Here is a 14094-nt window from a genome sequence, read left to right as displayed (position 1 = left end):
CTTCAGATCAACCTAGCCCTAGGGCATGGTGAACACTGAAAGACCTTGCGCGATATGACGGTGGGCCCGCCAGGAAACTGGCGGGCCCACCGTCATCAATATGCTTTCTGAGAGTCTTCCCTGATACCTACAATCAGTTTTCAGTTGTCAGTTTTCAGTTGTTTTGAGTTTTGTCACGGTCCTTACCGATGCTGCACATTAACCTGACAAGCCGGAGAGGGACTTTCTCTCATTCGTTTGTTGGTTATCAGCCAAAACATACAGAAGACTTGTGAGAATCCAAGAAAAATCGCTCATTCATCTCAACTTGCACCACCACGTAAACTAGTGGCCATGAGTGTCTTCGATTCTGATCAGCCTGATCTTGCCCAGGTGCGCCGTGAGTTCACACGCCTGGCAGGTGCTGCACAGGCCGGTCAGTGGAGTGAAGTCACCAAACTAGCCGAGCCTTTCCTAGGACTTCTTGACCCCATCACGTCGTCGTCGCGTTCCTATGACCCGGTAATTTGGTCAGCAGCCGCAAGCACCTGTTCTATTGTGGTTCAAGGGGCCATCCATGCTGACTTATCAAAGAAGGATCAGCTGCGTGCCGCAGAGGATGCACTTGCCCGTGCTGCGGTTCTCGAATTCACTTCAGCCGCCATGGAAGAAGAAACTGTGGTGGGCTCTCTGTTCATTATTTACACCACCTGCGCCTCGATTATGGCTCAAGCGGGCCGGAACAAAGAAGCGCAAGATGTGGTGGACGGAGCCGTTGACCGTCTGAAATCCTCGCGTTTCGCCAACGTCCCGATGGTACTCACCGCCCGCCTCAATGCAGCCGAATACGCTTGTGAACATCTGGGGTGTGGACCTACAGACCCTGATGAAGCTTGGACGCGATTGCGCGGAATTATTGAAGAATCTGCCTCCGAGGATCAAGATGTTGCCGCCGTTGAAATCTTGCGCCAGGCACTACGTGACTGGATTATCTGGTGTGGCAATATTATCGATTCAGAACTGCCCACTTCCATGATTTCCTCCTACGCACACACGCGCCTGGACGAACTCGAAATGCTGCTTATTACCCCCAGTGCACTGACTGAGGTAGATCGCAGTGGGAACATGCTTTCTTTGGAACGCTTGCGTGCACGCATGGACCTCCATGAAATTCTTGGTAGTGCTGATCCTCTTCGTTTCGTCCAAGAAGCCGCCTCATGCCGCCGCGCACTGCTGCGCACAGAACATGATTTGGGCTACCCAATTTTGTGGAACGATCCAGCGGCACACCCCACCGATACGTTCTCCTATACGCCCATTGAACTCACTGAGGACTCCTATGAGAGTCTCACAAAGGCCCTGCGCAAACTCAATGCGCTAGCCCTACAAGGACAGGAAACGGACGAAGATTCTCTCGTTGGTGATTCTCTGTTTACCAGGGATCTTCAGATGCTCGTGGCCTACTGCATGGCCAGTGATGATCACGTCTCCAGTCTGTATGACGTAGCTTGGACTGTCTGGGACTCGCGCCCGCGCCTGCGCAACAATCCCAGCGCACGCAGCATTATGGCGCATCTGTCCTTTCTTGCTATGTCTCACTGGCGTCGCAAGGTGGCCATTCATGCCGATGCGATCCGCACCATTATGGCGATGAGCGATGATGGCGAAGCCATTGACTCGCTCGTTGACGCGGTGGAACTGGTTGATGAAAATGATGAGACGGTTCTTGCCCAGGGCCAGATTTTTACCGAAGACTCGCTTAAAGAGTTGGCCACTGAGCATATGACCAAGTCCGATGAGTGGGAAAACTACACCACAATCGCTCGCAAAATCGTTGACGAATTTGCCAACGACACTGAAGGCAACGGTCGCATGATTGCGGTTGAAACCCTGTACAGCATCTGGATTGACGCCTCAGAAATGGGCTACGATCCGCTGCGTCAATGGGCCGCAGATTCTATGGTCAACACCAACGCTGCTCAGGCTATGGCTAATCGGGATGCTCGTTACCCTGAAGAATATGTGGGGGAGGATGGCATTCATCGCGCTCACGTCGATGAGGTGACTGCTCGCGTGCGTCACGGGGATCGTGCCATGCAGCGTGTAGTCCGTGTCTGTGATGAGATGTATGCCGACGGCGCAGTGCGTTATGCCGCTGTTGCTTCCGATGATCCTGACTACCGTCAGTCATCCATTCAAGCCATTGATGATGTCATCGACCGCTTAGGCTCACTCACTTCAGCAAAGATCGAGCACACTCTTGCACTGGCTTATGCCGTTCGTATGCAAATTGCCATCGAAGATGAGGATGAGTCAACAGCCACCGAAATCGCTCAAATCATGGAAGAGTGCTGGAGCGATCACGAATGTCCAGACCTACGTGCCGTGGTTCAGACGATTCTTCAGGCTTACGACGAATCCGGTTTCGCTCACTAAGTGTCCGCCCCCACTGAAAGCGAAATGTTGCTGTTGGGGTGCGCAAGGTAGAGTTGTCGCGTGACTCAAGCCCCTGACATGACCACGACATTCTCCGAAAACTGCCTAATCAACGCCTCTGCAGGTACTGACGGCACCGAACTCAATCTCATTGACGATGGTGCGCACATCCGTCGCTCAATTCTCCCCGGTGGCGTGCGGGTGATTACCGAACACGTTCCCGGTCTGCGTAGTGCAAGCCTGGGGATGTGGTTTGGTGTGGGAAGCCGCGATGAATTAGCGGGGCATGAGGGCTCTACTCATTTTCTCGAGCACCTCTTGTTTAAGGGCACGCCTACTCGTGATGCTCGTGAGATCGCTCGTGCATTCGACTTTATCGGTGGTGAGTCCAACGCTGCCACCTCCAAGGAACACACTTCCTATTATGCGCGCGTCCAGGGCCATGATGTTCCCCAGGCTCTTGACATTGTCACTGACATGGTTACGTCTTCCGTCCTTGATCCCCATGAGGTTGCTACCGAACGCGGTGTCATCGTGGCTGAACTGGCGGAATCCGCTGATGACCCAGGCGACGTGGCTCATGAGGCTTTTGCTCGTGCTGTATTTGGAACAGGCACTCCGCTGGGCCGTCCTGTGGGGGGAACTCCTGCCACTGTCCAGGCTGTGAGCCGTGATGCTATTTGGGAGCACTACAAGCAGACCTATGCTTCTGATTCACTTGTCGTAGCTGTGGCCGGTGTAGTGGACCATGACGCCGTGTGTGAGCAGATTGCCCGTCACGTTGAGCGTGCCGGTTGGTCAGTTGATCCCGATCAGGCTCCTCGCGCTCGCCGTAGTGAATTGCTCAGCGCCACTGTCCCTGTGGTTCATGATGAATTCGTGGCACGTGAAACTGAACAAGCTCATCTTTACGTGGGCTGTGCGGGTATTCCCAGTGGTGATGAGCGTCGCTGGTCCATGTCGATGCTTACCACCATTCTTGGTGGCGGCATGAGTTCACGCCTATTTCAAGAAATTCGTGAAAAGCGCGGTCTGGCTTATTCCACTTACGCTTTTGATGTTCCTTACGCAGATTCTGGCGCCTTTGGCATGTATGCCGGATGCGCACCGAAGGACGTGTCTGCGGTCTATGACTTGCTTGTGGGCGAATTTGAGCGTATGGCTGCTGATGGCGTGGATGAGGAAGAACTCGCGCGTGCTCGTGGCCAACTGCGTGGAGCGATGGTGCTGGGGAGCGAAGATTCTTTGTCCCGTATGGGGCGTTTGGGTCGCGCCGAAGTGATTACTGGCCGCCTGCGTTCTATGGACTACAACCTTGAACTGCTTGATGCTGTCACCGCTGAAGACATCCAGCAGTTGGCTGCATTCCTTGCTTCTCAGCCGCGCTGCCGCGTGCTTGTGGGCCCTGAAGCTAACTGAGTACCAGTTCAGTATGTGGGCTGCGGTGGAGTAGTGCTGTGCTCGTTCATCGTGCCCGAGCGTGGCCTGGTCGACGGATTTGGTGCCGTTGTCACTTCGAGCGTCATAACTAGCCGGAATGGTTCGGGCCACTGCCTTATCAGTCAAGTGTTGCTGCCCAGCAGACCTCATCAATGCCATCGGCAATGTCGAGGTGACGCTGCGCACCGGTGGGAGCCATGCCCGAACCAGTGAGGAGTCGCGTGTAGGAGTCATCTCCGCGCACAGCCCACATGAGCAGCACGTTTGCACCATTGTGATGGGCAATATCGGCACATGCGGTGAGCAGGCGAGAACCGTGTCCCTGTTTGTGATGTTCTGGGGCGACGGCCAAGGCCACAATCTCGAATGCCTTGGGAACGTCAGTTGGTTCGTCACTCACTGGCTCGGCATCCTCGCGCCCCGGTGACGGCGCCAAGGCAGCTACACCCACCACAGTTCCCTCGGCGGTAGCCACAAGTACCTGGTGCTCAGGGCTTGGGGGATTAGACAGTGTGTACTCCCAACCGGTGGATACTACTTCGGGAGCCATCATGGCGGCATAACCATCGGGGAGAGGAGCGCCTAGGCCTGCTTCCATACTTAAACGCATCGCGGCGCTGTGTGCTTCAGAGAGTGCTTGGCAGTCCTCGTGGCGGGCAGGGCGAACAAAATGTGCTGAGGGTTTTTCAGACATGTGGCGAAACGTCCTTACTCGTTGGGTTTACGGCGCTCACTTAAGGCTTGGCTGACGCTAGCAGCGGCATTCTTGGCTGCCTGGCTCACACTTTCGGCAACTGAGGGCTCACCATTCTCACGTGAGGCCATCAACTCTTCGCGGACAACACGGCGAAGAACCTTACCGATCTGCGAACGGGGTAATTCGTTAAGTACAGCGATCTGGCGGGGGAGCGCATAGTGGGATAGGTTTTTTTCTGCCCAGGCACGCACCTGCTCCAAGGTGACTGTTTCACCAGAGCGAGTCACAATAGCAGCCACTACGGATTCATTACCGGCTTCACCAGGCAAACCCACCACGGCAACATCCTCAACCTCAGGCATTGCGCGGAGAACTGCTTCAACCTCAGTGGGGTAAATGTTGAATCCTCCGGAAATGATGAGTTCTTTGCGGCGATCCGCCATGACGATGAAATCATCATCTTCCTTGCGTGCAAGGTCCCCAGTACGCAGCCATCCACCAGGAAGAATGAGGGCATCAGTTTCTTCGGGATTTTCCCAATATCCCGCACAAACTTGAGGACCACGGCAAATAATCTCACCAACCTCACCTTGAGGTACTTCGTTTTCAGGATCGGGATCATCCGGATCGATAAGACGAATCTCAGTGGAGGGGTAAGGAACACCTAGAGCGCCAGGGCGACGTTCGGGAGAAATGGGATTGCCAAGGATGATGGGGGAGGCTTCGGTCATGCCGTAGCCTTCAATGATGATGCCTTGAGTAAAGTCTTCCCATTTCTTGGCCACTTCGGCCGGAGTAGACGCAGCGCCACACACGGCAATTTTGCAACTGGAAAGGTCCGCGCCGCGTTCTTCAGCGCGCTTAACAATGCGGTCAAACATTACGGGAACGCCAGGGAAGAAAGTTGCAGGGCGGCGTTTCCACGCATCAAGGACCATGTCAGCACTGAATTTGGGTAACACTACTTGGCTGGCAGCAAGTCCCACTGCACACAACAGTGATAAAGAAAGACCAAAGGCATGGAAGAAAGGCAACACTCCGTAGAAAGTTTCCTGCCCCATTTCACAGGTCTGGCTAGCCCACGCCAGACTCATCTCTGCATTCGATCGCAGGTTAGTGTGAGTGAGCATGACGGCCTTGGGGGTGCCAGTGGTGCCACCGGTGTAGAGAAGGGTGGCCACGTCGTCAACATTAGGGAGGGGAGCGTTGCGAGCAATGGTAGGGGAGTTGGCAACCAGAGTGTCCCAGGAGTGCACACCAGCTACGCGAGGCGCACGCATCTGCTGGCGTTGCTGACGAGCAGCCTTGACGGGGAGAGCCAACGCGAAACGACTAAGGCGAGGTAATGCACGGGTGATATCCACGCTGTAGACGTGCATGGCATCGAAATCTACGGCGTCTGACAGAGTGGCAATGGACTTTTCCCAGCCGATAAGGACCCTGCCACCATGAATCTCAATCTGCTCACGGATCTGCTGGGCAGGAGCAAGAGGATTATGCTCAGCCACAATGGCACCAATACGCCAGGCAGCGTAAGCAACTACCACGTGCTGGGGGCAGTTAGGAAGAATTACGCCTACCACGTCACCGGCGCGCACACCAATACGGCGCAACGCCTCAGCAGCGCGTGCAACCTCAGTAGCTAATTCACGATAGGTGGTGGTGGCACCCATGAAATCCAGGGCCACACGATCAGGGTAACGCCGTGCGGCATCATCAAGCATGCATGACAGGGGCTCAGTGACGGGTGCGATCACCGCAGGAACACCAGGTGCGTAGTGTGGTCGCATGTACTGCTCAACACCCATAAGGCCTCCTGGTCAACTGTCATGTGGTGGTCGCTTCCTGTATACAGGAAACGGGTCCGTGGATAAGGCTACCTGGTTTGCAGGCCAACCGTGGTGGGCTGACAAGAAATTTGCTGTCCTGTCTGGCTAAACGGCAATCAGTTTGGTGAAAACATCAAGAAATGGCAGGAGGAATCACCCCAGGGACCGGCTCATCACTAATCACATGCAAGCGCTGCGTGGAGCGAGTCATCGCCACATAGGCGTCCCCAGGACTGAGGCGAGCAATTTCCATAGGATTAATGAGCACAACAGAATCGAACTCTAAGCCTTTAGACAATGTAGGAGTCATGACCGCAAGGCGTGCACGCAGCAGATCGCCGTCCTCTGATTCCATTGCCTCGGCAAGAACAGAATCCTGTAGCAACTCGGCTGCCACAGGCGGCATCTGTGAGGTAATTACAGCCAATCGTCCCTGATTATTACCAGCCAAAGAATCCAGGCGAGTGAGTTCGTCGCGAATTACTGAGCGAAGGGCATCAGGATCGTCGGCCGCATCGAACGTGGTCAATGCCAGGCACTGAGGTAAATCACGCACGCTGCGCACCGGATAGGCGGGGGGAGCGCCCAGTGCCTGCATCATCGACTCAGCAGCCTCCATAATGGTCGATGGCGTACGGTAACAGACCGTCAACACCTCACGGCGCATCGGGGTGGAATCACTGGCCACAGCACTTAACGCCTCGCGCCATGATGACGGCGCCACAGGACCAGAGAACTGAGATAAGTCGCCCACGATGGTCATCGAACGTACCGGGCAGCGGCGTACTAGAGCACGCCAGCCCATGGGGTGAAGTTCCTGGGCCTCATCCACCACCACATGGCCATAAGTCCATGAGCGATCCGAGCCAGCGCGCTCAGCAAGCGTCATCACCGGGCCAGTATCAGCGAAGCGATCAGCAAGCATCTCCGCGCTGACCATGCCATTGCCAAGCCCCTGCCCTTCGATAGCTTGGGCAGCATAGGCGACCTCAGCCTCGCGGGTGCGAGCAAGGGCCTGCTCAGTTTTTATTTGCTCATCGTCTAGTGGGCCAAGTAACGTGCCCAACTCGTCAAGAAGAGGAATATCGGCGGTGGTCAACGGGCTGCCCGCAGGGCGAAGGAGCATCTGACGCTGCTCAGCACTCAACATGGGTGCAACTGCTTCAAGCACATAAGGACGAGAAAGAATACGTTCTAGTAGTCCTTGGTCACTGAGCGGAAGCCAACACAGGTTAATCTCACGGCGCGCATCCATGCAGGTGCGGATATCTTCACGAATCCATGCGCGCGTATCAGGATCCGAAGCATCTTGGTGAGTTAATGCAGCAAACTGGTCCGTCAGGCGCTCCAATAACCACAGAACAAAGGTCGAACGAGCCTGGTTATGGGGCTTTCCGCCACGGCGAGCGCGTGAACGGGCTTGAGCCACGTCGTCGGGAGTAAGCCATAAGGTATGCCCATCAAGAATGATGGGGCGTGGTTTATCCGGAATACGCTGGTAGAGGCGCACTGCGTTTCGTGCAATGTCAATCCATGCTAGATCGCCCTTAAGAGCCGCTACAGCAGGAGAATCCATTGCGGTAGCGTGAATGCCAGGCAATAGATCACCCATGGTGCGAGAGACCACGCCTGTCTCACCTAGGCTCGGAAGCACCTGCTCGACGTAACGCAGAAAGGTACGTGAGGGCCCTAACATGAGAACACCACTACGCTCCAGGCGCTCGCGTTCGGTGTAGAAGAGGTAGGCCACACGGTGTAAAGCCACCGCCGTCTTCCCCGTCCCCGGGCCGCCCTGAACAACGAGCACACCACGAGGGTTTGAGGTGACGATGGCATCTTGCTCAGCCTGAATTGTTGCCACAATGTCATTCATACGGCCATCGCGAGCCTGGCTCATCGCCGCGAAAAGGGCACCCTCACCTTGTAAGGTTGAAGCGGCAATGCCTTCACTGTCGGAGTTGAGGCTTTCGGCATCAAGCAAATCATCGTCAATGCCTACGACGGTGCGGTCCTTGGTGGCGATATGACGCCGCCGTACCAGTCCCATCGGATCGGTGGGAGTGGCCTGGTAGAAACCACGAGCTAGCGGTGCGCGCCAGTCCACCACCACTTCTTTGCGTCGCTCATCATGCAAGCCTACGCGGCCTACATAGTGTGTGGTGACCTCATCAGTGGGTTGTGCGGTACGCGGTGTGCGTCCCGCAGACTCGGGCGAATCGGAAACTGGCACGATGGGTTCGCGGAAGCCAGGTGCCATATCCATGCGCCCAAAGACGAGTCGATCCTCAACGCTGTCGAGCGTAGTGATCTGGTTGGCGTAGTGAGCGGCGAAGGCATCACGTTCTGTTCGTGCTTGGTGAGTTCCGCTACTTCCGCGTGATTCGATACGCGCTAGCGAACGGCGTGCAGAGGCGCGCTGACGGTCGAGCTCACCGTAAGCCTTGGTGACTTGTTCCTGCTCGTGAGCAATCTGTTGAGCACGGATAGATGCCCCAGATTCCGCGTCATCATGCGGATTATCTGAAGTGACACGGGTATCAGTCACGTGGCTGATCCTTCCGGGAGGGAACGCGGGTAGCGCGCTGCGACAGGCGTTAGGCGGCGATCTATTATCCTCTTTTTTTCCTGGAATTGTGTACTTTCGCACGATCTTTGGGGTCGCACCCTTCATGGCAGGACGGGGAGAATAGTAAGGGCAAGACGAAAAATGACAACGTGGTGATTGAGGAGCGTAAGACGGGAATGAGTTTGATTCGTGTGGATCAGCCTCTGAGCGCTGATGTTCGCCCTAATGTCATGGTGTTTGCATTTGAGGGCGCATATGACTGTGGTTGGGCCACCCAACTGGCGGCACAACAACTTCATTCAACGTTGCAGCATTACGACTGTGCTCACGTTGATACCGACGACGTGGTGGACTACCGATCGCGTCGCCCATCTCTGACCCTTGATGGCTCTCTGATTACGATGGAAAAAGAACCCACCATTGAGATTCGCCACATGGTGGATGACAATGGTCAAGATTTCCTCTTCCTCACCGGTCTAGAACCCGACTTCCGTTGGAAGCAGTTGTGCCGGGAGATTATTGACTTTCTTCGTGACTGCGGCGTGAAAACCGTGGTGGGTATTAGTGCGTTACCTGCCCCGGTGCCTCACACTCGCGCCACTCGCATTCGTGCTCATTCTGGACGTGTCAACGATGTCCCGGAGAAACTGCGTTCGCATCGTCCACCGACTCAAATCAGCGCTTCTTTTGGGTCTTTCCTTGAAGCAGCGCTTGCGGATGAGGATGTTGCCTGTGTTGGGCTGACTGCTCTTGTCCCTGCTTACCTGCATGTGGAACAGAATCCTCAGGCTGCCAGCGCCCTGCTTCGTGGAGTCATGTCAGTGACCGATTTGGCTCTGCCTGTGGGTGACTTGGAAGCTAGCAGCATTACTGCTCGTGCCGCTGTGGATGCTCAAATTGCGAATAATCCTCAAGTCGCTGCTCTCGTCACGATGTTCGAAAAACACGACGATGACACAGAAGGTGAGCAAAGCCCGAAGATGTCATGGCTGGTCCAAGATGTTCCTACTGCTGATGAGATTGGTGAACGTCTTGAGGCCTTCCTGTCTAGCGCAGATCATACTGATCTGCTGGCCTCTATCCGTGAGCAACAGTCTCAGGTTGATGAGGAACATCGTCAGAATGCTGACTGGGACATGGATGAACTGTTGGCGATGATGAATCCAGGATCAGCGGACTCTGCTGATCGTGCAGCAATGCCTCCTGCCCCCAAGTCTCCGAACCAACCACTAACTCCACCTCAGTCCACGACTCCTGATGACGCTCGTGAATGGGGCCTACCAGGAGATGGTGACGCCGCAGGCTCAACTGGTCAATAAAGGCCGTGACATGTCACTCACTTTTTAGCGTTACTTTTCGTAGTATTTGTGAAAGACTAACAACTGTTGCACCTGCTTGACCCGGGACAAGGAATGATCTCCTTAACCCACATGACAGTTTCGTTTCATCTTGGCGCGTTTCTTACGCCAGTCTTGATAAGTCGTTCACCGTTGCGTTTCACGGGATCACACAGAATTGCGGCATTACCCGAGCGAAGCATTCTGCTGAGTTCAATCCCGAAAGGAACACAACATGGCAACTGGAACCGTGAAATGGTTTAACGCTGAAAAGGGCTACGGCTTCATTGAAACCGAAGGTGGCTCTGACGTTTTCGTGCACTGGCACGCAATTCAGTCTGACGGCTATCGTTCCCTTGATGAAGGCCAGAAGGTCGAATTTGACATCACCACCAATGACAAGGGTGAGCAGGCAGAAAACGTTCGCGCTCTGTGAGACGCGTTTGTGCTTCGCAGTGAATCATTGCGAATACTGAGAGCAGAGTGAACACTCATTAACGTTTCTCTCCACTGCGTATTCAGTGGGGCCCACAGGTATGTACCTGTGGGCCCCACTGTGGTGTTTCATTGTTAATGACGTGGTGATCGGGGCATCATGAGTCTGATGACGTCTTTGTGCCCATGTCATGGAAAAATCCATGTCACGGTGATTAGTTAGAGCGCGTGAATTGATGATGTTGTCTCGTGAACGAAGGGCAGCATTTCTGCGGGTGATTAGTTAGGGTGCGTGAATTGATTATGCTGTGTCGATTATGTTGCTTACACGTGATTTGTTAGGTTACATCGATTGTTTTGTTTGCGCGCGATTCACCGGGGTTCGCGAACTGACAAGCCTCAATGAGATGGGTAGCCCGCGAGCAGAACTGGGTAGCCCGCGATTAAAACTTAGTTAACGCGGAAGAGCGGATCTTCAGGTAACCACGTGCGCACCGGCAAAGGAAGTCGACGTACCGCCCGCTCTACTGCCTCATATTCGTTGGAGTCCCACTGCTGGTGGCTTGCCACAAGAATAATGTTGCCACGACGCTTACCACGAGCAACCGAAGGATCAGCGATCAATATAGTCGACTTAAACAACTTTGCTGTCTCTGTGATTTCCGCATTCGCCGATTCTCGGGGGCGAGAGGCAATATTGGCCATATACAGTCCGTCGGGAGCAGTGATTCGCGCATTGTGCGCAAGAACTTCTTGGGCGCGAACCGCTGCTGGGATCTCACCGTTGGCAAACACATCGCGTACCACTACATCCCACGAAGCGTCACGCATATCAGCGACCACTGTTGCGGCGTCTCCTACGCGAATTTTTAACTCAGGTGAGCGCGGAAGATCGAACCATTGACGCACGAAGGTGGCTAAATCGGCGTCGATCTCTACCGCGGTATGGCGAGAACCGGGAAACGCACTTGCCCATGCACGAGCCAGACCACAGCCGGCTCCGCCCAAATGAAGAGCGCGGAACGGGCCAGGAGAACGCAGGGCCCGTAAAGCAGCATCGCAATGTTGCTGGTATTCAAAATCGATATGGGTGGGATCGCGTAGGTCGATACTGGATGACTCGGTGCCGTCGAGAAGCAGAATCAACGTGTGATCGCGGCGAATAATTTCCGCGCGAGACATGGACGTTTCTACCTCGCCTGTAGGCAGGTGGTTCACGGATTGCTGTGCAGATGCGGAGGAAGAAGACCGTCGTGATTTCGCCATGGGGAGAGCCTACTCGCGTGTAGCGTTAGCCCCTATTGAGTATTGCTGACAGTGGTGTCTCATACAATGGGTGGCGGAGAGTAAACAGTGAATGAAATGACCGTTGGGGAGGAGGGCCATGTCCAGGGCGCCACGTCTCGAACACGTGCGTAAAGACTGGGGGAGCGACGATTCTGGCGCCATCATCATGCACGTGGACATGGATGCCTTTTTCGCATCAGTCGAAATCCGTGACCATCCAGAATTACGCGGAAAACCTGTTATCGTGGGTGGCTCACGAGCCTCTCACCAGGGGCGCGATGCAGTAGATAAACTTGCCCCCATTCGTGGAGTGGTCAGTGCAGCTTCTTATGAAGCGCGTGCCTACGGTGTGAACTCGGCAATGCCGCTGGGGTTAGCACTCAGGCGTTGTCCCCATGCGATTGTCATGCCCCTACGTCACCGTCACTATGCACAAGTCAGCCGGCAAGTTATGGCGATCTTGTCTGAACTTAGCCCAGTTGTGCAGCAGGTGAGCATTGATGAAGCATTTGTTGACCTTTCTGGCGCGGTACGTAGGCTTGGCTCACCTACTTCTATTGCTCAGCGTGTCCGCGAGCGAATTCATCGTGAGGTCGGTGTGAGTGCATCCGTGGGGCTGGCTCGTAATAAGTCAGTAGCTAAAATTGCTTCCTCTCATGCTAAGCCAGACGGCCTTCTCATGATCCCTGATGACGCTACCGCAGATTTTCTTGCCCCGTTACCCGTTGGCGCTTTGTTTGGGGTAGGGGAAAAGACTGCGCAGCGCCTCGAACAATGGGGCATAACGACTGTGGCTGACGTGCGTGCCACGTCGATGTCTCAACTTCACAAACTTGTGGGGATGGCTCAAGCCCACCACGTTATGGATATGGCGTGGGGTAGAGACCACCGCAAGGTTGAATCTCGGCGTGAAGAAAAGTCTGTCGGTACCCAGTCCACGTTTTATGAACCGTTGACGATTGGGCAGGCGACGCATGAGGTGATGCTCGGCCAATGTCATGAAGTGGCTGAGCGTCTGCGTGCCATGGATGTATCCGCGCGTGTGGTGGTGGTGATCGTGCGGTGGGCAGAAGATTTCAGCACCGTGACGCGATCTCATACTTTGGCGGTCCCTACGGATGTGGCTCGAGATCTCATGGAGGCAGCTGAAGCACTATTGGTGAAGATCCCGAGCAAAGGCAGGGTGCGTCTGCTTGGTGTGCGCGCTGAGGGGTTGATTGCTGGGGGAATAGGGCACCAACTCACCTTCGATGAGAATCCTCGTCATGGGCTGAGTGAGCGGGCCGCTGATGAAGTGCGACGCCGCTGGGGTGCCTCTGCTATTAAGCCTGCCTCACTGCTGTCAGTACCTGAAAGTGATAATTCCTCAGGCGTGGAGGAGTAGCGTGCGCTGGGTTCGCCTGGTGGTGAATGTTTGATTGAGGCAACGATTAACGGTGAGTTTGTTTGAGGAGAAGCGGCGGGGCAAGTGGAGCACATCAGCACTTGATGATGTGTCAAGCCCGTTTCTGGTGATGGGGCGGTTTTTAAAAAGCCAGGAATCCGTCATACTCTTGATGTATACGCTTTCTTCACACGGCATGTGGAGGTCCCTGGCGTATTCCACTTACCCAGTGGATCACGCGAAAGCGAGGTGAATGATGGCACTGTCTGAACGCGAACAAGAGGTCTTACGTGACCTTGAAGAACAATTGAGTGCCGGGGCTCCTGATCTTGCTCAGGCAATGAGTGCAGGGCCAGGCCCTCGTGGGCGCCTACGCGTGTCGGCACGCGCGGTAGGAATTGGTGTCGCACTCATTCTTGTTGGGATGGCGATTCTCGTCGGCGCCGTGGCAGTTAAGCATACGGCTTTAAGTATTGCTGTTGGTGTGGCTGGATTTGTGACGGCGGTCTATGGGGTCTCCATGATCGTGGGGGCGGTATTCCCCTCCACTTCTTATGATTCGTCTGCTTTAGGAAAGTCGTCTGGACATAAAAAGACAGGTCCGTGGAAAAAGAAATCTTCAGGTTCGTCATTTATGGACCGTCAAAACCAACGCTGGCAAGACCGTCATCGTTAAGCGCTGCGGGGAGTGCTGTGAATGTCAG

General features: G+C 54.8%; 10 protein-coding genes. 6 read left to right on the top strand and 4 right to left on the bottom strand.

Features of this window, described 5'->3' with window-relative positions:
• Window positions 1-333 precede the first annotated feature (333 nt).
• Both A9753_RS08050 and A9753_RS08045 read left to right on the top strand, forming a co-directional pair.
• The gene (locus tag A9753_RS08050; RefSeq protein ID WP_141673365.1) at window positions 334-2415 is read left to right on the top strand and encodes a hypothetical protein; all 2082 of its coding nucleotides are present in this window, start codon (window positions 334-336) and stop codon (window positions 2413-2415) included.
• 78 nt (window positions 2416-2493) lie between these two features.
• Window positions 2494-3834 (top strand): M16 family metallopeptidase, encoded by a 1341-nt coding sequence (locus A9753_RS08045; protein WP_067783394.1) that lies wholly within the window; start codon window positions 2494-2496, stop codon window positions 3832-3834.
• A gap of 139 nt (window positions 3835-3973) precedes the next feature.
• Here the strand turns inward: A9753_RS08045 and A9753_RS08040 are convergent, their stop codons facing one another.
• The 3 genes from A9753_RS08040 to A9753_RS08030 form a co-directional block, all read right to left on the bottom strand.
• A complete protein-coding gene (locus A9753_RS08040) occupies window positions 3974-4549 on the bottom strand; it encodes a GNAT family N-acetyltransferase (protein ID WP_067782950.1) in 576 nt (191 codons plus the stop codon).
• Between the two features lie 14 nt (window positions 4550-4563).
• The gene (locus tag A9753_RS08035; RefSeq protein WP_067782946.1) at window positions 4564-6360 is read right to left on the bottom strand and encodes an AMP-binding protein; all 1797 of its coding nucleotides are present in this window, start codon (window positions 6358-6360) and stop codon (window positions 4564-4566) included.
• 154 nt (window positions 6361-6514) lie between these two features.
• The gene (locus A9753_RS08030; protein ID WP_245637416.1) at window positions 6515-8926 is read right to left on the bottom strand and encodes a HelD family protein; all 2412 of its coding nucleotides are present in this window, start codon (window positions 8924-8926) and stop codon (window positions 6515-6517) included.
• A gap of 170 nt (window positions 8927-9096) precedes the next feature.
• Here A9753_RS08030 and A9753_RS08025 point away from each other — a divergent pair, with 170 nt between their 5' ends.
• Together A9753_RS08025 and A9753_RS08020 are read left to right on the top strand one after the other, a co-directional pair.
• A complete protein-coding gene (locus tag A9753_RS08025; RefSeq protein WP_141673363.1) occupies window positions 9097-10266 on the top strand; it encodes a PAC2 family protein in 1170 nt (389 codons plus the stop codon).
• 253 nt (window positions 10267-10519) lie between these two features.
• Window positions 10520-10720 carry a cold-shock protein gene (locus A9753_RS08020; protein ID WP_067782939.1) on the top strand — a complete coding sequence of 67 codons (201 nt, stop codon included), beginning with the start codon at window positions 10520-10522 and terminating at the stop codon, window positions 10718-10720.
• A gap of 449 nt (window positions 10721-11169) precedes the next feature.
• Here the strand turns inward: A9753_RS08020 and A9753_RS08015 are convergent, their stop codons facing one another.
• Complete coding sequence (locus A9753_RS08015; protein ID WP_067782936.1) at window positions 11170-11985, bottom strand: spermidine synthase; 816 nt, start codon at window positions 11983-11985, stop codon at window positions 11170-11172.
• A 118-nt stretch (window positions 11986-12103) separates the two neighbouring features.
• On the opposite strand from A9753_RS08015, the gene dinB reads away from it, so the two are divergent.
• Both dinB and A9753_RS08005 read left to right on the top strand, forming a co-directional pair.
• Window positions 12104-13390 carry a DNA polymerase IV gene (gene dinB, locus A9753_RS08010; RefSeq protein WP_067782934.1) on the top strand — a complete coding sequence of 429 codons (1287 nt, stop codon included), beginning with the start codon at window positions 12104-12106 and terminating at the stop codon, window positions 13388-13390.
• 253 nt (window positions 13391-13643) lie between these two features.
• Entirely contained in the window at window positions 13644-14066 is a 423-nt protein-coding gene (locus A9753_RS08005; RefSeq protein WP_245637415.1) for a DUF3040 domain-containing protein, read from the top strand.
• The last annotated feature ends 28 nt before the right edge of the window (window positions 14067-14094 follow it).

The sequence above is a fragment of the Actinomyces vulturis genome, from assembly GCF_001687305.1.
GTDB classification, from domain to species: Bacteria; Actinomycetota; Actinomycetes; order Actinomycetales; family Actinomycetaceae; genus Actinomyces; species Actinomyces vulturis.
Note: the sequence above shows the minus strand (reverse complement) of the source record. Positions and strands in the feature narration are given on the sequence as shown.